At 47.5% G+C, this 23,231-nt stretch carries 19 protein-coding genes, 2 pseudogenes and 1 other annotated feature; of the genes and pseudogenes, 17 read left to right on the top strand and 4 right to left on the bottom strand.

Features of this window, described 5'->3' with window-relative positions; genetic code table 11:
• Positions 1-43 precede the first annotated feature (43 nt).
• The 4 genes from C1710_RS01650 to rpsD form a co-directional block, all read right to left on the bottom strand.
• A complete protein-coding gene (locus C1710_RS01650; RefSeq protein ID WP_102279339.1) occupies positions 44-1,333 on the bottom strand; it encodes a replication-associated recombination protein A in 1,290 nt (429 codons plus the stop codon).
• 20 nt (positions 1,334-1,353) lie between these two features.
• Entirely contained in the window at positions 1,354-1,818 is a 465-nt protein-coding gene (locus C1710_RS01645) for a YueI family protein (RefSeq protein WP_102279337.1), read from the bottom strand.
• Positions 1,819-1,902: 84 nt separating this feature from the next.
• The gene (locus tag C1710_RS01640; protein WP_102279334.1) at positions 1,903-2,565 is read right to left on the bottom strand and encodes an NAD(P)H-dependent oxidoreductase; all 663 of its coding nucleotides are present in this window, start codon (positions 2,563-2,565) and stop codon (positions 1,903-1,905) included.
• A gap of 122 nt (positions 2,566-2,687) precedes the next feature.
• Positions 2,688-3,293 (bottom strand): 30S ribosomal protein S4, encoded by a 606-nt coding sequence (rpsD, locus tag C1710_RS01635; RefSeq protein ID WP_102279332.1) that lies wholly within the window; start codon positions 3,291-3,293, stop codon positions 2,688-2,690.
• A 307-nt stretch (positions 3,294-3,600) separates the two neighbouring features.
• On the opposite strand from rpsD, the gene C1710_RS01630 reads away from it, so the two are divergent.
• From C1710_RS01630 to C1710_RS01560, 17 genes and pseudogenes are all read left to right on the top strand, one after another.
• On the top strand, positions 3,601-5,316 hold the full coding sequence (locus tag C1710_RS01630) for a septation ring formation regulator EzrA (protein ID WP_102279331.1): 1,716 nt from the start codon (positions 3,601-3,603) through the stop codon (positions 5,314-5,316).
• Positions 5,317-5,444: 128 nt separating this feature from the next.
• Positions 5,445-6,599, top strand: coding sequence for a cysteine desulfurase family protein (locus tag C1710_RS01625; RefSeq protein ID WP_102279329.1), 1,155 nt, complete (start codon positions 5,445-5,447; stop codon positions 6,597-6,599).
• Positions 6,600-6,610: 11 nt separating this feature from the next.
• On the top strand, positions 6,611-7,837 hold the full coding sequence (gene thiI / locus C1710_RS01620) for a tRNA uracil 4-sulfurtransferase ThiI (RefSeq protein WP_235857946.1): 1,227 nt from the start codon (positions 6,611-6,613) through the stop codon (positions 7,835-7,837).
• 137 nt (positions 7,838-7,974) lie between these two features.
• Positions 7,975-8,472, top strand: a complete 498-nt coding sequence (gene tpx / locus C1710_RS01615; RefSeq protein WP_102279327.1) for a thiol peroxidase — start codon at positions 7,975-7,977, stop codon at positions 8,470-8,472.
• 37 nt (positions 8,473-8,509) lie between these two features.
• Positions 8,510-8,717: a binding site (T-box leader), on the top strand.
• 545 nt (positions 8,718-9,262) lie between these two features.
• On the top strand, positions 9,263-11,920 hold the full coding sequence (locus C1710_RS01610) for a valine--tRNA ligase (RefSeq protein ID WP_102279324.1): 2,658 nt from the start codon (positions 9,263-9,265) through the stop codon (positions 11,918-11,920).
• Between the two features lie 160 nt (positions 11,921-12,080).
• On the top strand, positions 12,081-13,457 hold the full coding sequence (locus C1710_RS01605) for a hypothetical protein (RefSeq protein WP_102279322.1): 1,377 nt from the start codon (positions 12,081-12,083) through the stop codon (positions 13,455-13,457).
• A gap of 53 nt (positions 13,458-13,510) precedes the next feature.
• Positions 13,511-14,293: an alpha/beta hydrolase gene (locus tag C1710_RS01600; RefSeq protein ID WP_102279319.1), complete on the top strand. Its 783-nt coding sequence runs from the start codon at positions 13,511-13,513 to the stop codon at positions 14,291-14,293.
• A 54-nt stretch (positions 14,294-14,347) separates the two neighbouring features.
• Positions 14,348-15,724: an APC family permease gene (locus C1710_RS01595; protein ID WP_102281706.1), complete on the top strand. Its 1,377-nt coding sequence runs from the start codon at positions 14,348-14,350 to the stop codon at positions 15,722-15,724.
• Between the two features lie 770 nt (positions 15,725-16,494).
• Entirely contained in the window at positions 16,495-16,878 is a 384-nt protein-coding gene (locus C1710_RS01590; protein WP_102279317.1) for a KxYKxGKxW signal peptide domain-containing protein, read from the top strand.
• 27 nt (positions 16,879-16,905) lie between these two features.
• The gene (locus C1710_RS01585) at positions 16,906-17,688 is read left to right on the top strand and encodes an N-acetylmuramoyl-L-alanine amidase family protein (RefSeq protein ID WP_102279314.1); all 783 of its coding nucleotides are present in this window, start codon (positions 16,906-16,908) and stop codon (positions 17,686-17,688) included.
• A 12-nt stretch (positions 17,689-17,700) separates the two neighbouring features.
• A pseudogene (locus C1710_RS08505) lies at positions 17,701-17,772 on the top strand (N-acetylmuramoyl-L-alanine amidase family protein); the annotation flags it as partial.
• Positions 17,773-17,787: 15 nt separating this feature from the next.
• A complete protein-coding gene (locus tag C1710_RS01580; protein ID WP_180961270.1) occupies positions 17,788-17,967 on the top strand; it encodes a choline-binding protein A in 180 nt (59 codons plus the stop codon).
• 15 nt (positions 17,968-17,982) lie between these two features.
• On the top strand, positions 17,983-18,414 hold the full coding sequence (locus C1710_RS01575; protein WP_204758470.1) for a L,D-transpeptidase: 432 nt from the start codon (positions 17,983-17,985) through the stop codon (positions 18,412-18,414).
• Positions 18,415-18,429: 15 nt separating this feature from the next.
• Positions 18,430-18,513, top strand: a pseudogene (locus C1710_RS08500) (L,D-transpeptidase); the annotation flags it as partial.
• Between the two features lie 399 nt (positions 18,514-18,912).
• Complete coding sequence (locus C1710_RS01570) at positions 18,913-19,863, top strand: glycosyltransferase family 2 protein (RefSeq protein WP_102279310.1); 951 nt, start codon at positions 18,913-18,915, stop codon at positions 19,861-19,863.
• A 70-nt stretch (positions 19,864-19,933) separates the two neighbouring features.
• Positions 19,934-20,902: an acyltransferase family protein gene (locus C1710_RS01565; RefSeq protein WP_102279307.1), complete on the top strand. Its 969-nt coding sequence runs from the start codon at positions 19,934-19,936 to the stop codon at positions 20,900-20,902.
• A gap of 232 nt (positions 20,903-21,134) precedes the next feature.
• Entirely contained in the window at positions 21,135-23,156 is a 2,022-nt protein-coding gene (locus C1710_RS01560) for a DUF6020 family protein (protein ID WP_102279305.1), read from the top strand.
• Positions 23,157-23,231 lie beyond the last annotated feature (75 nt).

Genomic DNA, 23,231 nt, shown 5'->3' with positions numbered 1-23,231 from the left:
CTGAAAACGCAATCAAAGCGACATCTCCAAGTTTGCAACGAGGCTACAGTTTGTTCAGGCCACGTTCCTGGGCCCGTTTGAGTTTCCAGTACTGGTCTTTGAAGGCCGCCTCAAAGTTGCCGTTGCCCTTCGGATTGAAATACTGGGCGTTTTTGATCTTATCCGGCAGGTACTGCTGGGCAACCCAGTCTTGAGGAAAGTCGTGAGGGTAGCGGTAGTTTTTGCCGTGGCCCAGCTTGGCCGCTCCCTGGTAGTGGGCGTCTTTGAGGTCGGCTGGGACCTCGCCGGTACCGCCGCGGTGGATCTGGGTGATGGCTTTGTCGATGGCGGTAATGCCGGAGTTGGACTTCGGTGACAGGCACAATTCGATTACCGCGTCAGCTAGCGGGATGCGCGCTTCCGGAAAACCAAGCCGCTCGGCTGCCTGGACCGCGGTGACCGCACGCTGGGCTGCCGGGGGGTTGGCCATCCCGATGTCTTCGTAGGCAATCACCATCAATCGTCGGGCGATGATTGGCAGGTCACCGGCTTCTACCAACCGGCCCAGATAGTGGAGGGCCGCATCGGTATCAGAACCACGGATTGACTTTTGAAAGGCCGAGATGACGTCGTAGTGGGCGTCACCATTGCGGTCGGCGGCAATGGCCTTTTTTTGAATACTTTCTTCCATTACCGGCAAGGTCAAATGGATCTGGCCCTGGTTATCCGGATCGGTAGACCGGGCTGCTAGTTCCAGGCCGTTCAACGCGGAACGCAGGTCGCCGTTGGTGGCGGTACAAAGGAGTTGCAGCGCTTCATCGGTCAGCTCAATTGGCATCTTGCCCAACCCGCGGGTCTTATCGGTCACTGCCCGCTGGACGGCCACTTTGATATCCGCCGGAGTTAGCGGGTGGACCGGGAAGATTTGCACCCGGCTGCGGATAGCGGGGTTGATGGAGATATAAGGGTTTTCCGTGGTGGCCCCAATCATGATCACCCGCCCGCTCTCCAGGTGGGGCAAGAGAAAGTCCTGCTTTGACTTATCCAGGCGGTGGATTTCGTCGAGCATCAAGATCACCGTTCCGCTCATCCGCGCTTCGGCAACGACGGCTTCCAGGTCCTTCTTGGTATCGGTAGCAGCGTTGAGCTTTCGGAAGGCATACTTCGTTGAGCCGGCAATCGCGCTAGCAATACTGGTCTTGCCAGTACCCGGTGGTCCATAGAGAATCATCGAGGAGAGCATTTTGGCTTTGACCATCCGGTTGATGATTTTTCCTGGTGCCACCAGGTGACGCTGACCAACAACTTCGTCGATGGTTCGTGGCCGCATCCGGTAGGCAAGCGGTTCTTGCACGGTAAAACTTCCTTTCTTGCTTAGTGAAACAGGTGCTGCCAGCCAGTTGTCGACTGGCGATCAGCTTGGCTGCGTGGCGCTTGGTGATCATTGGCGGCAACCTTTTCAACGTCAACCGGCGACTGGTAGACCGCGTGGTCATTGGCAATGACGATTGCCAGATCCGTTGGCCGGGTGTGGTAGAAGGGGTCGGTTTTAATCGTAAAACGATCACTGGCCTTAATTGCCACCAGCTGGTAGGGATGGGTAAGTTTGCTTGGCAGGTTGCCGTTGATGATTAACTGGGCCTGCGGGTGGTGTTCCATTACGCTCTGCACCGTTAATGTCCAGTCATGCTGGCGGGCCTGACCAACGCTGATGGTGAGGTAAACCCGTTCGCGAAAGGTACCCAGGTAGTGGTGCTGTTCATCGGGTTTGAGGGCCCGCGGACCATTCATACTGTCCTTGAGTCGTTGTTCGGTTTGATCTTCATGTTCTTCAGCCACACGATCGCCTCCGTTTTATTACCAGCATATTGTAACATTGCTGGCGGCGGCTTCACAAAATAACCGCGGCCAGCACAATTAAGGCTAAATCTTCCGGTAAATATCAGCTAATGGTTGGCGAACCTTGGGCGTGATTGGCTGGTCACGGTAGCCGAAGCTGACCATTACCGCAGCGTGCCAATGTTTAGTATCCACCAGGTGGTGTTCTTTCAAGTACTGGTTCATCTTCCGGTAGTTGAACCCTTCAATTGGGCAGGAGTCAATGCCGAGTTCGGCGGCGGCCGTCATCATGTTAGCCATCGCAATGTAGCATTGTTTTGCGGCCCAGTCGAACCGTGCCCGTGGGCTAGCTAAGTGAAGGTCGTTTTCCTGAAAGTGCTTGAAACTCTGGGAAACGGGACTCAGCTTGCTGTAGAGGTGGCCCTTGATATCGCGGACCAGGCGGGCAACATAATCGCTATCGTAAGCAACATCGGTCCGGGCAAGGATTAATAGGAGCTTATCGGCCCCGTTAATGCTGTTGACCGCACCCCAGGAGAAGGGCTTAATGTCTTGCTTGACTTTATCGCTGTCAATTAAAACAAACTGCCATGGTTCATAGCCAAACGAACTGGGCGAGAGACGGCCAACTTCAAGGATCGTCCGCCAGTCGGCCGGGCTAATGTGCTTACTTGGGTCATACTTCTTGGTAGCGTACCGCCGGTGAGCCGTTTCAATGATGGCTTGGCGTTGTTGTTTCGTGTTCATTCAATCATTTCCTTTCTAAAAGTAAGTATAGCACACGACCATTATCGGATTGATGGCACAATAAAAAAGCACCCGGAAATTCCGGATGCTTTTCTTGAACAAAGCCAGGTAATCGGTAAAGATTACTTGTTGTAGTATTCAACGATAAGGGCTTCGTCAATGTCAGCGTTCATGTCTTCACGTTCTGGCAGACGAACCAGCTTACCTTCCAGCTTGTCCTTGTCGAATTCAACGTATGATGGACGGCTGACAACAGCGTCAACGGCACTCAGAATAACGTCAAGCTTCTTGGACTTGTCGCGAACAGAGATCACTTGGCCAACCTTAACTTCGTATGATGGAATGTCAACGCGCTTGCCATCAACAGTGATGTGGCCGTGGTTAACCAGCTGACGAGCCTGGCGACGGGTAGTAGCCAAGCCGAGACGGTAAACCATGTTGTCCAGCCGACGTTCCAACAGGATCATGAAGTTAGTACCGTGAGTACCTTCCTTAATCTTGCCGGCACGTACGAATAGGTTAGCAAATTGACGTTCGGTCATCCCGTACATCATGCGCAGCTTTTGCTTTTCGCGCAGTTGCATCCCGTATTCAGACATCTTACCGTGACGGTCGCGGCCATGGTCACCAGGTGCGTATGGGCGACGTTCGAGTTCCTTACCAGTACCAGAAAGTGAAACACCAAGGCGGCGAGATACACGCCAGCTTGGACCAGTATAACGAGACATATTAATGTTCCTCCAAGTAAATTAATTTGGAGTAAAATAATTCGATCGTGAGTTTGGCATTCGTGCAGGCTGATTTGAATCGTTCACCTATGCAGCCGCGGTTACTTGAAACACCGCTTGGGCACCAGTCTGTTGACGAGCTTGCCACTCACCGCTGCAATTATTTTACACAAAAACCATCTTACCGCGTCAGCGTCTTCCTGTCAATCCAACAGTCGTTAAGAAAATCACAAACGACAATGAATCTTTTCCTATAATTATGATACAATTTCAGTGATATTACGCGCTAGGGTGGAGGAATTTTTTCATGTTTAAGGTATTAGTGGTTGTTTTGGTGGTCGTCATCGTCATTTTAGTCAGCGTGCTGTATCTGCAGCACCAGGGCAAAGAGACTGTCGCTCAGCTAAAACAGCTGCGCCAAGGGATTAACGAAAAAGAAATTGTTGACCAGCTGCACAAGCTGGATGAAGCTAACCTTTCGGGACGGACAAAGGAAGCGGCTGCTGGCGTTGCGAAGAACTACCACGAGCAAGTCATTGAGCCGCTTCAGCAAATTGACGACCAGGTTGGTGAAGCCGGACAACTCTTGCAGGGCACCAAGCTGTTTAGCTCCCGTGGCCAGCTCAACGACCTGGCTGCCGAGCTGGGGGCTATTCAGCAAACGTCACGGAGTATTAGCAAGGACATTAATGAACTGACCCAGTTGCAAAGCAAACAGCAGACGGCCGTCGCGACCCTCGGTAAGCAATTGCAGGACTTCCACCAGCAGTTTGATGACGACGGTTACCAGTTTGGCAAGAGTATCCACCTCCTGGAAAAGCAGCTGGCCGACCTGGAGGGCGATTATCAGCACTTTGTGAAGATGTTTAAGAGTGGCGACTACTTGGCTGCTGATGAACTGCTGAAAAACCTCCTGACCGAATTAACCGCCTTCCAACAGCTGGTCGCAAAGGTGCCAGCCCTCTACAAACCTTTGCTGACGGTTTACCCGGATCAACTTAAAGAATTACGGGGTGCCGTTGAACAGCTTAGCGACCAGCACTACCACTTCGTTGAAGACCACCTTGAAGACAAAATCAAGAGTCTCCAGCAGGAGGCCACGACGGCCCTTGAGCAGCTCAACCAGTTGCAGTTGGGAGATGTGGCCCATACCAATGAGCACTTGAAGACCCAGATTGACCACTACTACGATATTATGCAACGAGAAATTGACGCCCGTGAACATGTTCAACCGGCACTGGATAACCTTGGCTCCCACCTTGACCACGCGCAAAAGCAAAACGATCAGCTCAAGTCGTTATTGAACCGGCTGAGCGAGTCCTACACCTTTAATAATGATGAGCTGGCCAATACCCGGGAATTAGATGAACAATTGGCGTCGATTGCCAACCAGTACCAGGAAGACAAGGCGGCAGTTAAGGACCGGACGGCGGTCGACAGCCGCATCCTGGAACACTGCCAGCAGGGTGAAAAGTCACTCAACGACGTCGAAGTTCAGCAGCAGAAAATTAACGATAACGTCGCGATGATGCAGGAAGACGAGCAGCGGGCCCAAAAGGCGGTTAAGCACTTTGCCAGCCAGATTAAGGCGATCAAGCGCCACGCCGAAGCTTTGAACTTGCCAGGGTTGAGCAAGCACTACCTCGACTATTTCTTCATGGTTAGCGACGAAATTGGAAAACTCAACGAAAATATCCATGCCGAAAAACTAAACATGGACGAGATTACCAAGCAGTTGCTGATGGTTCAATCAGATATGCAAACGCTGAGCGACAAGACCGACGATCTCCGCGATGCCGCCCTTCTTACTGAGCGGTTGATGCAGTACGCTAACCGCCTAGAGGACAATGATGACGTCACGGAGGCGGCAGCCGAAGCACAAAAGTACTACGATGCCTACGAATACAAGAAAGCCATGGAGAAAATCGCCACCGCCCTCGAAATCGCTGAACCAGGGACCCTCAAGAGGATTGAGGATTCTTACTATAACGATGTTAAGAACCGGACGCTGATGTCCGACTAGGTCCAGAGCTTTGCCGCTGTAATTTAGCCCAGGATTTGTTATAATATTGCGGGTTTACTGAAGCCTAACGTTCATGCTGGACGTTAGGCTTTATTGCACATAACGATAAATGAAAGGAAGAGGCCAACTTGATTTACTTCGATAACAGTGCCACCACCCGTCCGTTACCGGCGGTTCTCGATACCTTTAATAAGGTGGCTACCGACGTCTGGGGCAACCCGTCGAGCCTGCACAAGCTGGGCGAACCAGCCTGGAACCTGTTGGAACAGGCGCGGGCGCAGGTTGCAAAACTATGTGGGGTCAAGCCGGGAGAAATTATTTTTAACTCTGGTGGTTCAGAGGGTGACAACGCCGTCATCAAGGGAACAGCCTGGGCCAAACGGCAGTACGGCAAGCACATTATTACGTCCAGCGTGGAACACGGTGCCGTTGCCAACACGATGAACGAGTTAAAGGAACTCGGCTTTGACATCACGGTACTGCCGGTTGATAGCGAGGGCCGGGTTAACCCCCAGGACGTGGCAGCTGCCATCCGGTCGGACACGATTTTAGTGTCGATCATGGCCGTTAATAACGAGATCGGGGCGATCCAGCCGATCAACGAAATCGGCAAGATCCTGCAAAAGTACCCGAAGATCCACTTCCACGTCGACGCGGTCCAAGCAGTGGGCAAGGGATTGGATTCGATGGTCTTTGGCCCCCGCGTCGATTTTGCGACCTTCTCAGGACACAAGTTCCACGGCTTGCGGGGGACGGGCTTCGTCTTTCACCGTGCTGGTCGTAAGCTGATGCCGCTGGTTGCTGGTGGTGGTCAGGAGCATAACCACCGCAGCGGGACGGAAAACCTGGCTGGCGATGTTGCCCTGGCCCGGGCCCTGCGCCTGGTCAAGGAGCGCGAGGACGAAAATGTTCAAAAGGAACTGTCCATCAAGCACCGCATTTATCAGCACCTGGTCGGCAAGCCGCACGTGAAGGTTTTTTCCGGCGACAGCGATAATCCGCACTTTGCGCCACACGTGCTGACTTTTGCCATCGTCGGCGTTCGTGGGGAAACGATCGTTCACGCCTTCGAGGAACACGGCATCTACATTTCGACCACCTCGGCCTGCGCTTCCAAGAAGACGGACGAAGCCGGCACCCTGGTGGCGATGAAGGTTCCCGATAAGGAAGCGACGAGCGCGGTCCGGGTCAGCCTCGGCGACCAGAATACACTGGAAGAAGCCGACCAGTTTAACCGCGTCTTCGATCAGCTTTACGCTGAGTTTCAAAAGATTATTAACTAAGGAGGATTGACATGACCGTCAATTACGATGAAGTAATGGTCCGCTACGGAGAACTATCGACCAAGGGCCATAACCGCAAGTCATTTATTGACCGCCTCGGCAGCAACGTCCGCCACGCCGTTCACAACTTCGCTGACGTCAAAGTGCACCCCGGTCCTGACCGGCTCCACATTACGTTGAATGGGACGCCGAGTCAGCCAGTAATGGACCGCTTGTCGGCTGTCTTTGGTATTCAGAACTTTTCACCAAGTATCAAGGTGGAACGGACCTTTGACGCGACGAAGGAGGCGGCCATCGCCCTGGTGAAGAAAGTGGTGAACCACCCGCAGACTTTTAAGATTCAGACACGGCGGGCCGACCACGATTTTTCAATGGATTCGATGCAGATGAACCGTGACCTCGGTGGGGCGCTGCTCGACGAGTTTCCGGACTTGTTGACCGTCGACGTTCACCACCCCGACCTGGAAATCCGGGTAGAAATCCGCAAGAACGGCATTTTCTTGTCCTGCGAAACAATCAAGGGCGCTGGTGGACTACCAGTCGGAACGGCTGGCAAGGGGATGATGATGCTCTCCGGCGGGATCGACTCGCCAGTTGCCGCTTACCTGGCGATGAAGCGGGGCGTTGACCTGGAGATGGTCCATTTCTACAGCCCGCCATACACCAGTGAGCAGGCCCTCGCCAAGGCTAAGGAGTTAACCGCTAAGCTGGCCAAGTACTCGGGACGAATCAAGTTTATCCAGGTTCCGTTTACCGAAATCCAGGAAACGGTTAAGGAAAAGGTGCCGGAGGGTTATTTGATGACGGTCCAACGGCGCTTTATGCTGCGCCTTGCCGTCGAGTTAGCCCACCGTCGCCGCCGTCTCGCCGTCTTCAATGGTGAATCACTCGGTCAGGTGGCCTCGCAGACGATGGAGAGTATGCGGGCGATCGAAGAGGTTACCAACCTGCCTGTTCTGCGGCCAGTACTGAGCTACGACAAGACCGAAATTATTAAGATTGCCGAAGATATCGACACTTATGACCTGTCGATTTTGCCATACGAAGACTGCTGTACCGTCTTTACGCCCCCACGGCCGAAGACCAAACCGCGGGTGGATAAGGCTCGCCAGTACGAGCAAGCGCTGGACGTTGACGGTTTGATGCAACGGGCACTAGATGGTATTCAGATCACCACGATCCACCCGGGAGACGAGTTCTTAAACGCCAACGAAGACGTTTTTGCGGAACTGCTTTAATGAACGATGAAAGACTGTCTTTTGCCTGGTTCTGAGGGGTAAATTATGTTATCCTAAAGATAATTTCAGATTAAAATTTAATGAGAACCAGTGGTTTGAGCAGGCAACTGGTTTCTCGCCGAAAGGAGTGTTTGCTCGTGGAAGTTACGTTTAAAGGCCAGCCGCTGTCAACCGTTGGCGATTTGCCAAAGGTGGGTGAGGATATTCCGCACTTCAAGTTATTCGATCAGGATAACCAGCGGGTAAAGACACGGGAATTGTTCGGTAAGGTGACCCTCTTTAGCGTGGTTCCTAATATCAATACGCCAGTTTGCAGCATGCAGACGCGCAAGTTCAACCGGGCGATGGAGGACTATCCAGAGGTGAACTTCATTACGGTGTCAACCAACACGGTCGCTGAACAGCGTGGTTGGTGTGCCGCGGCCGGTCTGGACCATATCCAGCTGATGTCTGATTACGAACAGTCTTTTGGCTACGCCCTGAAGTTGTTGATCCCGGACGAAGCCCAGCTGGCCCGTTCGATCATCATCATGGATGAAAACGGGAAGATTATCTACGAGCAAGTGGTTAAGGAACAAACTCACGAGCCAGACTACCTGGCGGCACTGCACGTTTTAGACCAGCTAAAAAAGTAAGTCTTGACTGTTGAAGTAAAGTTGATTAACATTTAGACATTAAACGTTGACCGAGAGGGGATAATCACCAGCTGCACAGGAAGTGCCCGTTGACTGAGAGGGTGCCAGCAGTGGTTATTCAAGTAGCTCGCGAGTGCGGTAGCTGAACTAACAGTAGGTTATCGCGGAGTGCCACTCCGTTACCAACTTCAAGCGGGGTTGTAAAACCCAAGTTAGGTGGTACCGCGAGTTAGCTCGTCCTAGTTATTAGGACGGGCTTTTTCTTTTGGCGAGTCGATTGCTCACGCCAGTGCATGCGGGAACGTAGCGGGGACACTTTGAGCCTAACTGTCCTACTGGAACGAACTATGCCTGGCTTGCGGAGATGGGTATATATCTCCTTATATCCCGCCAAACTCCGGTCTGTAACGTAGTGACCACCATTTGAAGCCAAGCAGGCTTGTCTTCAAACTGGGGCTTTGACTAAGCGTTAAAACGCTAAGTCAAATATCACTACTGAGACCGGATGGCGGTCATAAGGAGTTGCCACTGCACCTCGTTGATATTTACCGATCATCTTGACTAAGCATCGATATCGGCTAGGGCTCAGCCGTGAAATTGTCGTTAGTGAAGCAAAACTGAACTTACGACAAGACCAAGCTTCAAGACAAGTAACGCTTGGCTTGAAGTTGTGTCCACGGCGTTCCAGCCCCATCAGCCGATAATGATGCGGTCAGTTCCAAACGCGGGATAAGTAAGCCACCCTCAGTCAACAAGTCAAAGGTTATGAAGCAGAATTGGAGGATTTATTATGGCAGACAACAAATCAATGTCGACCAAGTACGATCCGCAAGCGGTCGAAAGCGGCCGCTACCAGTGGTGGATCGACGAAGGTCTCTTTAAGCCGAATGGTGATAAGAAAGCCCACCCGTACTCAATCGTTATCCCACCGCCGAACGTTACCGGTAAGCTCCACTTAGGGCATGCCTGGGACACGACGCTGCAGGACATTATTATCCGTCGCAAGCGGATGCAGGGCTACGACACTCTCTGGGTTCCGGGGATGGATCACGCCGGGATTGCCACCCAGGCGAAGGTGGAAGCACGGCTGCGCAAGCAGGGCGTTTCCCGCTACGACCTTGGTCGGGAAAAGTTCGTTCAACAAGTTTGGAATTGGAAGGACGAATACGCCGACATCATCCACAAGCAGTGGGCTAAGATGGGGATTTCCGTCGACTACGACCGCGAACGCTTTACCCTCGACGAAGGGTTGAACAAGGCGGTTCGCAAGGTCTTCGTGGACATGTACAAGAAGGGCCTGATCTACCGTGGTACCTACATCATCAACTGGGACCCGCAAGCCCGGACGGCTCTGTCCGACATCGAAGTTATCCATAAGGACGACAAGGGTGCCTTCTACCACGTTAAGTACCCGTTTACTGACGGGACGACCTTCAACGGCAAGGGCTACATTGAAATTGCGACGACGCGGCCAGAAACGATGTTCGGGGACGAAGCGGTCGCGGTTAACCCGAAGGATGAACGCTACAAGGACCTCGTTGGCAAGCACATTCGCGTGCCGTTGGTTGACCGGGAGATCGAAATCATCGCTGACGACTACGTTACGCCTGACTTCGGGACCGGGATGGTAAAGATTACGCCGGCCCACGACCCGAACGACTTCCTGGTTGGTAAGCGCCACAACCTGCCGGAACTAAACACCTTTAACGAAGACGCTACGCTTAACGAAAATGGTGGCAAGTACCAGGGGATGGACCGCTTTACCGCCCGCAAGGCGATTGTCCACGACCTGGACAAAGGTGGCTACCTGCTGAAGGTGGAACCAATCGTCCACTCCGTTGGTCACTCTGAACGGACCGGGGTTCAAGTGGAAGCTCGCCTGTCGACCCAGTGGTTCGTCAAGATGAAGCCGCTGGCCCAGACGGCCTTAGACAACCAGAAGACTGACGACGCGGTTAACTTCGTACCGAAGCGGTTCGAGCATACCTTTGAACAGTGGATGGAAAACGCCCACGACTGGGTTATTTCCCGTCAGTTGTGGTGGGGTCACCAGATTCCGGCCTGGTACAACAAGCAGACCGGTGAAACCTACGTTGGCATGGAAGCACCGAAGGATGCCGAAAACTGGGAACAGGATCCCGACGTGCTGGACACTTGGTTCTCCAGTGCCCTCTGGCCATTCACCACGATGGGCTGGCCGGACACGAACGCCGCTGACTTCAAGCGTTACTTTCCAACCAGCACCCTGGTGACCGGCTACGACATCATCTTCTTCTGGGTTTCCCGGATGATCTTCCAGAGTCTCCAGTTTACCGGCAAGGCACCGTTCCGCAACGTGATCCTCCACGGTCTGATCCGTGACGAACAGGGACGGAAGATGAGTAAGTCGCTGGGCAACGGGATCGACCCGATGGACGTCATCGACAAGTACGGGGTTGACGCTCTGCGCTGGTTCCTGACTAACGGGTCAACGCCGGGCCAGGATATCCGCTTCTCCTACAAGAAGATGGACGCTGCCTGGAACTTCATCAACAAGATCTGGAACGCCAGCCGTTACGTGATCATGAACCTGGCGGATGACACCAAGCCGGTTCTGCCTGACGAAAGCAAGTGGAACCTGGCTGATCGTTGGATCTTGAGCAAGCTCAACGCGACGATCAAGCAGGTCAACGACCAGTTTGAGAAGTTCGAATTCGGGGAAGCCGGCCGGGCAATGTACAACTTCATCTGGAACGACCTGTGTGACTGGTACATCGAGCTGACCAAGGAGACGCTCAACAACGGGACGGACGAGGAAAAATCCAATACCCGTGACATCCTGGCCTACGTCCTCGATCAAACGCTGCGCCTGATCCACCCGATCATGCCGTTTGCGACGGAAGAACTGTGGCAGTCAATGCCTCATAGCGGGAAATCCATCATGGTGGCCGACTACCCGACGATCCATGATGAACTGGCTAACCCGGATGCGGAAGTGCAGATGGACCGCCTGATCGAGCTGATTACCGCAGTGCGGAATATCCGGAACGAGGCCAACGCCCCACTGTCCAAGCCGGTCGAACTGCTGATTAATCCGGGTAACGATGAGGTGACACAGATTTTCGCCAACAACCAGGACTACATCCAGCGGTTCTGCAACACCAGTGAAATCAAGCTGGATGCTAACCTGACCGCACCGAAGCTGGCGATGTCCGCCGTAATTACCAACGCCGAGGTCTTCATCCCGATGGCCGAACTAGTCGACCTAGATGAAGAACGGCAGCGGATGGAAAAGGAAATCGCCAAGCTGCAGAAGGAAGTTGACCGGTCCGCCAAGAAGCTGGCCAACAAGAAGTTCGTCGCCAACGCCCCTGAAAAGGTCGTTAACGCCGAAAAGCAGAAGGCGGTTGAATGGCAAGACAAGCTGGCGGCTGCTAAGGACCGTTTGGCTAGTCTGAAGAATGCTTAATATCTTGAGCTGACAAGTTGAATACGAAAGACGATGGTGGAGAGCCATCGTCTTTTTGATTGAAGATTGTCATGAATTTGGCAGACAACTGGCTTTTTGCTAATTTTGGGTGATGATAACTGTTACAATAGGACCAGAAACAAATTTGGGAGGGTCCACCATGTATGATTACCGCAATGAATTAATGGAATTACTGAAGCACACCAGTGACGATCCCGCCAGCCTCAAGCAAACTCAGCGGAGTTTGACGATGATTTTACGGTTGCTCAACCGCTTGCAGCCGGTCGACGACTGGGCAGTGGGCGAGGGGGATGAAGACTGGAACCACCATTCCCGCCATCATCACCACCGGGACTACGAAAGCCAGCAGGGTAGTCGCCGTTTTCGGATGCGGCGGCGCCACGATGACCACCAGCCAGCGGCGGAAGAAGGCCACCGTGATGACCATCAGGGACAACACCATCGGCGGACGCAGGAGCTTGTTGACCACCCTGGGGAGAAAATGCCCAAGCAGGTCAGTGGCGAATTTGCATCGCTGCTGGACAAGTCATTGAATAATGCCGCTGACCAGGAGGAGAGCACCCCGTTGACCGACCTGGTTGATGATGCACCGGCAAAAAAAGACCAGGAGATAACGGAACCGGCTGGTGATGAGCAACCGGCAGAGCCAACGGAAGCTGAGCTAGCTGCTGACAACCGGTACGTGGTTCACCGTAAGCTCAGCGGGGCGATGATCAACCGCCAGTATTACTCCGAACGGGTCCTTCACGCCCTGCCATACGAACTGGAAGATGGCGACGTGGTTGAGCTCGGTGAACGTCATGGTGCCGGATTAGCACCGATCATCAAGAAACTGAAAGTCCAGCACGGCGGCCGACCAATCCAGGTGCTCCGCAAGGCGCCACTCCATGAAGTCGCGGGGACGAAGATGTTTCAGATCACCGAAACCCAGAACGGTGATTCACCGCTGGATGCCGAAGAAGGGGCTACGTTGCTAATTGACCCGAAGCGTTACGGCAAACTCGGCCTGCACGCGGGGATGCCAATTGACTTTGCCTATTACGACCATGGTCACGGGATGCGCGATGCTGCTTCTGGAACCCTGCGCTGGGCCTATGAAGAAGAGACTGTCAATGTTGACCACGACAACCAGGAAAAGGCAAAAACCATAGCAAAACCGGTAGCCAAGTCGACCACGACCAAGCCTGTTGACCCTCACTTTGACTTGCACCAGCGCAAGGTGCTGATTATCAGTGCCAAGCCAAAGCAGTGGGGACCGTTGCGGGAAGTCATGGCGGACCACCATGGTGTCTTCTACGGCTTGGACGCTTCCCGGCCACAGAACGTGACGTCGAGTAAGATCAAGCAGGCCCTGCGCCAGGTTGACGCTGCCATCGTGTGTGTGGATGGTGTTGATGGTAAGGCGGTCAAGTTGGCTGCCCGTCACGCGGGAAAGTACGAGGTGGCCTTTGAAAAGGCACCGTCCAGCGACCAGCACCACGTTGAACACGCACTTGGTCGCCTGCAACTAGACTAAAGGTTAAAGTGGGTCCTGGCATCAACCAGGATTTTTTAAGAAAGGATAAAGTCATGAAAAAGTGGTGGGTTAACTTATTGTTAGTTTTGCTGGTCATCGGCCTGGCCGGTTGCACCAGTCGCCAGTCCCAAAAGAAATGGGTCAATTCGACGACGCCGACGATCTTTGTCCATGGTTATGGTTCTAGTTCGCGAGCCGAGGACTCAATGGTCGTGGCGGCTCGCAAGGCGGGGGTGACTGATATAGTTGTCCAGGCACAGGTGAAGTCCGATGGTCATGTCACCCTGCATGGTCCGTCAATTAAGGGCAAGCGGAATCCGATTGTCCAGGTGAACTTGCAAAACAACCGCAGCACAGATATGGCCGAGGGTGGCCGCTACATTCGCAACGTAGTCTGGAAGCTGAAAAAAGAGGACGGCATCAAGACTATCAACCTCGTTGGCCATTCCATGGGTAATACTGATAACTTTGCCTTCCTCAACGATTATGGGCAGGAGCAGGGGATGCCAAGGCTGAAAAAGCAAGTGGTCCTCGCGGGTGCCGGCATGACCGGTGCACCGGTCAACAACCGGGTCTTCCAACGGATGCTCACCCACCTACAAGACCTTAAAAATAACTACCCCCACGCCCAGGTGCTCAACATCATGGGCAACAAGGGCGGCGGCACCGACGGACGGATTGATAATCGATCTTCACGGTCAATCAAGCAGATGCTCGGCGACCGGCCCGCATCGTACCGTCAGGTTGTTATTCACGGTGCCAAGGCCCAGCACAGTAAACTGCACGAAAACCCGCGGGTCTTTAAACTGATCAACCAGTTCTTGTGGGGAAAGTAAGTAGAGTATTTTATTTTGGCCCCGTTCGTGGTAAAATTAGAAAACTCTAATAAAATGAATGGGGGAATTAGCGTGGAAAAAGAACCAGCAAACGAATTAAAACGTTCACTCGGGTTCTGGTCGGCACTGTCAATTGTGATTGGGACGATCATCGGCTCCGGGATCTTCTTTAAACAGGGCTCAGTTTTGGATAGTGCTGGTTCCTCCACGATGGCACTGGTCGCCTGGGTACTCGGTGGGGTCATTACCCTGACCGGTGGGCTGACGATTGCCGAAATTGGGGCGCAGATGCCTTACACCGGGGGTCTGTACGTCTACATTGAAGAACTATACGGTCGTCTGATGGGCTTTATGGCTGGCTGGATGCAGGTGATTGTCTACGGACCGGCGATTATCGCCGCGGTGGCTGGCTTCATGAGTATCCTGATGGCCAATTTCTTTGGTTTATCGGCTGCCTGGCGGATTCCGTTGGCGGTGATTACGATCGTCCTGATTGCCCTGATGAACATGCTGGAAAACAAGGTCGGAGCCGCCTTTGCCGTTATCACAACTGCCGGCAAGCTGATCCCGATTGCGGCAATCATCATCTTTGGGATGCTGTTTGGTCACCAACACGCCCTCGGGCAAACCCTGACGGAGGTTCAGCAGAGTGCCGGCAATTTCGGGGTGGCCGTCCTGGCGACCCTCTTCGGCTACGATGGCTGGATCCTGATTGCTAACCTCGGTGGTGAAATGAAGAATCCGCAGAAACTGTTACCGAAGGTGATTATTCTGGGGATTACCGCCGTCCTGGTAATCTACACCTTGATTACTTACGGTGTGTTTCGTTTCTTGTCGGTCAGCCAGATTCACCGCTTAGGCGAAAACGCTACTGCCTACTTAGCGACGTCGGCTTTTGGTCAGGTCGGGGGCAAACTGCTGTCACTGGGGATCATCATTTCGATGATGGGGACCCTCAACGGGAAGATGATGACCTTTCCGCGGATCGTCTACGCGATGGCCAAGCGCCGTGACTTACCGTTTTCGCGTTTTCTAGCTTACGTGACGCCTAAGTCGCGAGTGCCAGTTAACGCCACCATCTTTATCCTGGTGCTGGCAACGGTGATGATGTGCTTCTTTGACCCTGACCACCTGTCGGACCTGTGTGTGTTTACGGTCTATATTTTCTATACGATGGCCTTTGTCGGGATCTTTGTTCTCCGTCACCGTCAACCAGACCCGGCCAAGCGGCCATTTTCAGTGCCGCTGTACCCGGTGATTCCGCTAGTCGCCTTGTTAGGTGGTTTATTCGTGCTGATCAGTGAGGTGTTCAACGATCCAGCCGGCGTCCTCCTTTTTATCGGGATCGTCGTTGTCGGCCTGCCTATCTGGGCATTGGTCAAGTGGCTGGACAAGCTACGGGTTAACCATAACGAACAGTTTAAAGATTAGTAATGAAAAATTAGCACCCGACATATCTGTGTATAGGTCGGGTGTCAAAATTGAGAATTCGCGAATTTCTAAATTACTGATACGACCAATTTGAATATTTGTCGTATGTCAAAAATGTATTTTCGATTGATATCAAATTAGTAAAAGAAAAACGCTGGTTAATCACTTCGTTTTTTTGTCATAGTTCCGGTTCTATTAATTGCTTGAATTTAATATACTAAATCAACTACTAAATTCACGGTACAGAAAGTGATGGACAGTTAACGTACAAGTTGTTCGTATCAACATAGTTGTAATGAACAAGATTGTTTTTAACAATTATTATATTCTCTATAGCTGTCATTATTGGCAGGCCTAAAACTATCTCACGGTTTGTTAGTCACAACATATTGCATGTGAATAATAGGGGAGGGTTATTGCTCAATATATTGACTTTTATTAAACTACAATGGACATAGTCTTAAATTTCTATGTTGGTTAGTTGCTTTTCTTATTCGATAAATTATGCTGGCCTATTTTACTATAGAGGTTGGTTTCGAATTGATTAGTATTCGTTATAGCCGCTAACTAATACCGATGTTTAAATTAATGAATAAAGAAAAATAGATGTTGTAGTTGTAGATGATATTCATGAAGGGTAATAATTTCAGGTGACCAAAGTGAGGTTTTAAACTGGAGCTTTGAAATGGCAACAGCTATCAAATTGTGATTTGTGGAATGTTATATTATTAATGGATATATCGGATAATTGTGAGGAGAGAGTATTTTAAATGCAACACTTTAAATTATACAAGGCTGGGAAGCAATGGCTGATTGCTGGTATGATTATTTCTGCGCTAGTGGGTTTGTCCAACGGGATCACTGTTCATGCGGACAGCACTAGTGCAGAGGAAGCTAGTCAAATAACTAATGTACCGGTAGAGCAACAACCTACTACAAAGGTAACATCAAATATCGATGTACAGACTGAAGATGATCAACAGGACAATCAGACCCATAACAGTAACTACGTTGTCAGTCATGATGGACAGATAAATGGTTATGGTAAGAATGGTAATGATCTTCATGGTTGGCAAATGATTGACCAACATTGGTACTTGTTTGACCAAGCTGGGGTGGCAAATACTAACTGGCAGAAAATAAATAGTCGTTAGTATTACTTTGGAGACAATGGTCAAGCATTGACGGGGTTACAAACGGTTAATCAACATCTTTATGATTTTGACGATGTTAATGCCTGGGCACTAACGGGTTGGCAGTTTGTTAATAATGGCTGGTATTACTTTGATCCAACAAATGCCTGGGCTCAACGAGGATGGTTTAAATCCAATGCTGGAAATTGGTACTATTTTCAAAAGAATGGCCAGGCTGCAAAAGGTCTTCAGCAAATAAATGGTGCCTGGTATGACTTTGATCAGAATAACTCCTGGGCGAATACTGGCTGGCAAAAGTTAAACAATACTTGGTATTACTTAGACCCAACGTCTAAGTATTTGTTAACCGGTTGGCAAATAATCGATAACGTTCCCTACTATTTTGATGGTAACGGGGCTCAGCAAGTTGGCTGGCTTCAGCGAGATCATCAATGGTATTACTATATGCCTAATGGAAATATTGCCACTGGCTGGCAGAAATTAAATGGTCGGTGGTACTACTTTGATCCGCAAACTTATAAAGCAAAAAGAGGGTTTCAACAAATTGATGGTAATAGCTATGATTTCGACCTGCAAAATGCCTGGGCTCAAACCGGCTGGCAGTATCTTAATCAGCATTGGTATTTGTTTGATCAGAATAATGTATGGGCATTAAGTGGTTGGCAACAAGTGGGAGGTAATTGGTATTATTTCAATACTTCATCCCATCAGATGTTGACGGAAGACTGGCACACCATTGATGGTGTTGACTATCTTTTTAATAGCAATGGATCTTTGCAAACTGGTTGGCTGAGTAAAGATCATCATTAGTATTACTATACTAAGTCGGGTTACCGTGCATCAGGATGGGAAAAGATTAATGGCCGATGGTACTACTTTGATCTGCAAACCGGTAAGGCTGCAACAGGTTTGCAGTCAATTAATGGTGCCACGTATGACTTCGATACCGCCAATGCTTGGGCTAATACGGGTTGGCAATACCTGAATGATCATTGGTATTACTTTGATCCAATCAACGCTTGGGCCTGGACCGGGGTGAAGCGAATTAATGGTAATATTTACGATTTTAGTGCTCAGGGGCAGGCATAAACAGGTAATCAGGTATTGAACGGTAAGACTTACCATTTCGATGAAAATAATGCTTGGGCTACGAACGGCATCGAGAAATTAACAAATGAATATCTGATGCGGCCTGTGAATATCTATCAGCCTTCTGAATGGAGACCATATCCTAATGTGGCAGCTACGCCGAACTTCTGGATTTACGTTAGCATCAAGAAAAACCGGGTTTATCTGATGTCTGGAGATAAAGTGATTTATCAGATGTATTCATCAGCAGGCTTGGGTAATAAAACCCCAACGGGAACATTTTATGTTCAGCGTGAACGTGGTTACTCATTTTATGTACCGAGTCAAGGTGAAGGTGCTTGGTACTGGACTTCTTGGTTGCATCACGGTGAATACCTTTTTCACTCGGTTCCGTTTAATGGTAATCACCAGGTAATCGGTTGGGAGGCAGCAAAATTAGGTAAGTAACAAGCATCTCATGGTTGTATTCGTTTAACTTTACCTGATGCTAAGTGGATTCGGGATAATGTGCCGGCTGGAACGAAGGTAGTTATTAGTTGGTGGTAAGTTTTTGGTTTAACGAAGATGCAATATGCTTTTGAAAAATCGGTACAAACTGTAAAAGTGTTAATTACATATGTTTGTTCTAAAAGTGAATATGTTTTGAATCAGGCGCTAAATCCTGGCGAAGTGTATTGTTGAGAGAACAAAAATCTTATATATTTGCTGTGCTATCTTTTATCTAGTTTGGTTAAATGGCTTAAAAAGGAACAATTGAGCAGGAAATGTCTAAAAAGAATACTTACACTTCTTTGTGATTGGTAATAGTAAACAGCTGTGGCAAAAGTGCCTTTTAATAAACCATTCAGAATTTTTAATTTTATCTACACGTGAAAGTAATTTTATGTAATAATTGATTGGTTTAGTAAAGATAAATATTTCATGGTCTAATAGGGAGATTCCATAATGATTGATGTGGCCGTATTAATTCCTTGTTACAATGAGGCTAAAACTATTGATAAGGTAGTTAAAGATTGCAAGAAAGCCATTCAAAATATACCTAAATCGGAGATTTTTGTTTATGACAATAACTCTTCAGATGATACTGCGCAAATAGCAGCAAATGCCGGTGCTAAAGTAAGGTATGAGTATAAACAGGGTAAAGGTAATGTTATTCGAAAAATGTTTCGAGAAATCGAAGCTAAATGCTACGTAATGATTGATGGAGATGACACTTATCCAGCCGAAGAAATTCCGAAAATGGCAAAGTATGTTCTAAATGAAGATTATGATATGGTAGTTGGTGATAGGCTTAGTTCTAGCTACTTTTCTGAAAACAAGCGACCGTTTCACGGCATTGGTAATAAATTAGTTCGTAGTAGCATAAACTACTTTTTCAATACAGATATTAAGGACATAATGACTGGCTATAGGGCTTTTAGCTATCGTTTTGTCAAGACCTATCCCGTTCTTTCACATGGGTTTGAAATTGAGACTGAGATGAGCATTTTTGCTACGGTAAATAATTTATCTGTTAAGAATCATGTTATTGATTATAGAGATAGGCCTGCAGGGAGTACTAGCAAACTCAGTACGTTTTCTGATGGATTTAAAGTATTGAGATTGATTTTTACATTATTCCGAAACTATAAACCATTAAGATTTTTTGGCTTTTTAGCTTTAATTTTGATGCTTTTGTCTTTGGCATTTTTTGTTCCAGATGTTTGGATTCCGTATGAGCAGACTGGCAAAGTTTTAAATATACCAACTTTAATTGTCTGTGGTTTTTGTTTTATTGCTGGAATTTTATCTTTTTATAGTGGGCTTATATTGGATGCTATCCAGCGAAAAGAACGGCGAGAATATGAATTTAGGGTACAAAAATCGCAGTGGAGAGAAGAAGACAGCGATTATTAAGTTACTCCCAAAATCAGAACTGATTTTGGGATATTTTAATGTATAAAGTAGACAAATAGGAGTATAGGTTATGACCAAAAAAAGATTAATATGGGTTGATGTTGCAAAAGCCATCGCAATTATATTGATGGTAGCAGGGCATGAATTGCCTCAGGGACCGTTTCGTGTTTGGGTGTTTTCTTTCCATATGCCATTATTTTTTATTTTGTCAGGGTATACATCCCATCGTGTACGTGATTGGGCAGATTTTTGGAATACCGCCCGAAAGCTTTTTTTAAAGATATGGTTATTGGCGTGCATAATAACTTTTTTGTTTCATTTAGAATCTTGGATTATTTCTGGATATCATGATACTTATGAACAACTGTTTTCAAGTTTTATTGGTGCAGTTTTTTGGGGTTCTGACGTTCCATTTAGCAACCATCCCACTGCTGGTGTAATGTGGTTTCTTTTTGTCTTCTTCTGGGCTAAATTATTTTTTGATTTGTTGAATCTTGTGTTTAAGCGGCGAGTGATCTTTTTTGCAATTATTTTTGCTTTTGCTGCTTATTTAATATCTACAAGATTTTGGTTGCCACAATCGTTGGATATTGTTCCAATTGCTTCGTTATTTATGGCTGTTGGTGGTGAGCTCCGTGGCAGGGCAATTTTAGAATCTAATTGGACATTTCTAATTGCTATTGTGAGTGTCATTCTGTGGCTAACTTGTGTACAAAATGGTTTATACATAGAGCTTGCGACACGCCACTACCCACAATTTACTTGGTCGATAATGGCAGCTGTAGGTGGTAGTATTGTTACATTCTTATGCTCTATGGCTCTTACTAGAAGCTATCAATTGCGGTGGTTACAGTTGATTGGTAGGCATACTTTAGCGATTATGTGTATTCACCAGCTAGACTTATTCTGGCAAAATTTTCAATTCATGTTGCCGCATAAATCTGTCATTCTTATCATTTTTCGCTTGTTACTCGATTTTGGTTTATTTTTCGTATATATTTTATTTTTAAAATTGTTGAATGCTAAAAGACAAGGATAATAACGTATTTCCTTAAAATATAACATTGCTGCGTTAGATCTTACTTAACTTGTTTAAGCTTGCATTCATCTTGGATTATATTGCTTAAGAGATTATCAGTTGCCGTTGTCTAACTAGTGTCTTAATAGTTAGATTCAAACTTTTACGGTTTGAACAATTTTAAAGTTTATCGCTTTTGGACGGACTTTTTTCTTGAACATAGGGACTTGATCGTTAAATAGGGGGGAATAAATTGAACACTAGAATTGTTAGTAGTAAAAAAAGTAAATGGATAATTATTATTCTTTTATCTATTTGTATTTCATTACCTTTAAAAATAAGCGGCGAATGGCAAGGTGGTCTTAATTTATCCAAGCAAGATATGTTGTTCAAATTGTTAAATGAATTTGTACAACCTTTTACGCAGATTAACATTTTTGTTTTTTTTGGAACTTCTGTTATTTTATGGTATGTAATTAGTTCCATAAGGGCATTCAAATTACCAGTAGCTGCTAAGATTTTTACGTTGCTTTATGCGATTGTTTTGGGATTTTATATAAATTATGGACGGATATCACGTTTAGACGTAGTAAGTATTTATGTTTATCATAAATTTAAATTAGCTATTTTTTGTGTTTCTTCGATTGGGATAGCTATTTTTATTTATTTAATGTTGAACGCTTTAGAACAGTCGATTCTGATTTCTAAAAAGAACGTTGTTAATAATCATAGCGAACAACAAATAAGTTCTAATGCTTTGAAATTTTTTTTAACTATTTTGATTTGCTGGATCCCCTATATTGTTATCCTTTATCCAGCAACAATGAGTGCCGATACGTATAATCAACTGTTAGAGTTTTTCGGTCATGGGGATTGGGCTAGAGATATTTACCCTATTGGCTGGTATTTACTTGGTAAGCATCCGTTTTCAATTTCCAATCAGCACGATTTTTTGGTAACTCTTCTTTATGGGACTAACTTTAAGATTGGTCTAAAAATTTTTCATAGTGCAGGAATTGGACTTTTTATAAGTTCGTTAGAACAGGTGCTAGCAGTTGTTTCATCTCTCACTTATAGCTTAGTTTCGTTTCAGCACTTGGGCATGTCCATTAAAAAGGTTAATTATTTCAAATGGTTTTATGCTCTTTTTCCGATGTTACCCATCATCAGTATGTTTTTAACGAAAAACGTTTTGTACAGCGCGGCATTATTAGGTACTGTACTATTATTAGCTAATCTATTACATGATAGGTTGCTGTTCAAAAAAATTTGGTGGTGGCTTGGACTGATATTAACGTTATTTGTACAATTAGCCACTGAAAAGTATGCAGTGTATATTATTATGTTCAGTGCGGTTATTTCGGCAGTTCTGTATTTTAAAAATAAACACATATTGCGCATATCGATCGTATCAGTAATGGTTGTTATTTGTTTTTTGAGTGGACAACACCTGCTGTTTAGCATGTTGCAAGTACCTGTAAGTGACCCGATTGAAGGAGAAGCTGTAATGATTCAATCAACAGCTTTATATCAAAAACGATTTGGTTCTTCGTTGACTACTTCAGAAAAAGAAGCTATTAATCGAGTTTTTGTTAGAAAAAATTTAGCCAAATTATATAATCCTGTCGACTCGGATCCTATTAAGTCTAGTGGTGATAAAGAAATAGGGTTAAAATCGAACGGAACGTTTGATCATCATATTAAGAAAAGTTTTGTGATAGGTTATAGATTTAGAACTGTTACAAAGAACGATATTCGTGACTACAAAAAAGTGTGGCTTCGTTTAATGATGCAACATCCAGAAGTATTAGTAGAGGCATTTATGAGTCAAGGATATTCATATATTGATCCTGTTAGTGTCCAATATAAAAATGTGTCCCCGGAATGGGCGACAAGTACATTAAATGTTGCACCGGTGAATTTTGGCTTACTGGTGAATGGACAATGGTTAAAGGTAAACTATTCAAAGCACTGTCCACAGGCACGAAAGCTAATAGCAATTTTGTATAATATTTTCTCACAAATGCCACCGTTTGCTATCCTGTTGAATGGTAACTTAATTATAATGATGGTTATTTTAGCCTTTTTAATTACTTTGACCTTTGGATTAGATAAAAATGCTATGGTTATTTTCGTAGTATTGTTACAGGTTCCCATTTTTATGATGTCGCCTATAAATGGTTCGCAAAGATATATGTATCCATTTTTTATTTTAATTGGTGCAATTATAGGTTTGGTTACTTGCTGGATTGATGCTCCAACAAGTAAGAAGTAATTTATATATTTGTCAATTGGTGCTGATAGCCACATTTGATCAGTTCAAGCGGCTCGACTGCTTGGACTGATTTTT

Origin of the sequence: [Lactobacillus] timonensis (assembly GCF_900240275.1) — a bacterium.
GTDB lineage: Bacteria > Bacillota > Bacilli > Lactobacillales > Lactobacillaceae > Limosilactobacillus > Limosilactobacillus timonensis.
This window is presented reverse-complemented; position numbering and strand designations above follow the sequence as displayed.

Bases quoted from the DNA above. Each gene is read 5' to 3' on its own strand.
- C1710_RS01605 (WP_102279322.1), top strand. From the start codon at position 12,081: ATGTATGATTACCGCAATGAATTAATGGAATTACTGAAGCACACCAGT.
- C1710_RS01565 (WP_102279307.1), top strand. From the start codon at position 19,934: ATGACCAAAAAAAGATTAATATGGGTTGATGTTGCAAAAGCCATCGCA.
- C1710_RS01640 (WP_102279334.1), bottom strand. From the start codon at position 2,565: ATGAACACGAAACAACAACGCCAAGCCATCATTGAAACGGCTCACCGG.
- rpsD (WP_102279332.1), bottom strand. From the start codon at position 3,293: ATGTCTCGTTATACTGGTCCAAGCTGGCGTGTATCTCGCCGCCTTGGT.
- thiI (WP_235857946.1), top strand. From the start codon at position 6,611: ATGACCGTCAATTACGATGAAGTAATGGTCCGCTACGGAGAACTATCG.
- C1710_RS01610 (WP_102279324.1), top strand. From the start codon at position 9,263: ATGGCAGACAACAAATCAATGTCGACCAAGTACGATCCGCAAGCGGTC.
- C1710_RS01570 (WP_102279310.1), top strand. From the start codon at position 18,913: ATGATTGATGTGGCCGTATTAATTCCTTGTTACAATGAGGCTAAAACT.
- C1710_RS01630 (WP_102279331.1), top strand. From the start codon at position 3,601: ATGTTTAAGGTATTAGTGGTTGTTTTGGTGGTCGTCATCGTCATTTTA.
- C1710_RS01590 (WP_102279317.1), top strand. From the start codon at position 16,495: ATGCAACACTTTAAATTATACAAGGCTGGGAAGCAATGGCTGATTGCT.
- C1710_RS01595 (WP_102281706.1), top strand. From the start codon at position 14,348: ATGAATGGGGGAATTAGCGTGGAAAAAGAACCAGCAAACGAATTAAAA.
- C1710_RS01600 (WP_102279319.1), top strand. From the start codon at position 13,511: ATGAAAAAGTGGTGGGTTAACTTATTGTTAGTTTTGCTGGTCATCGGC.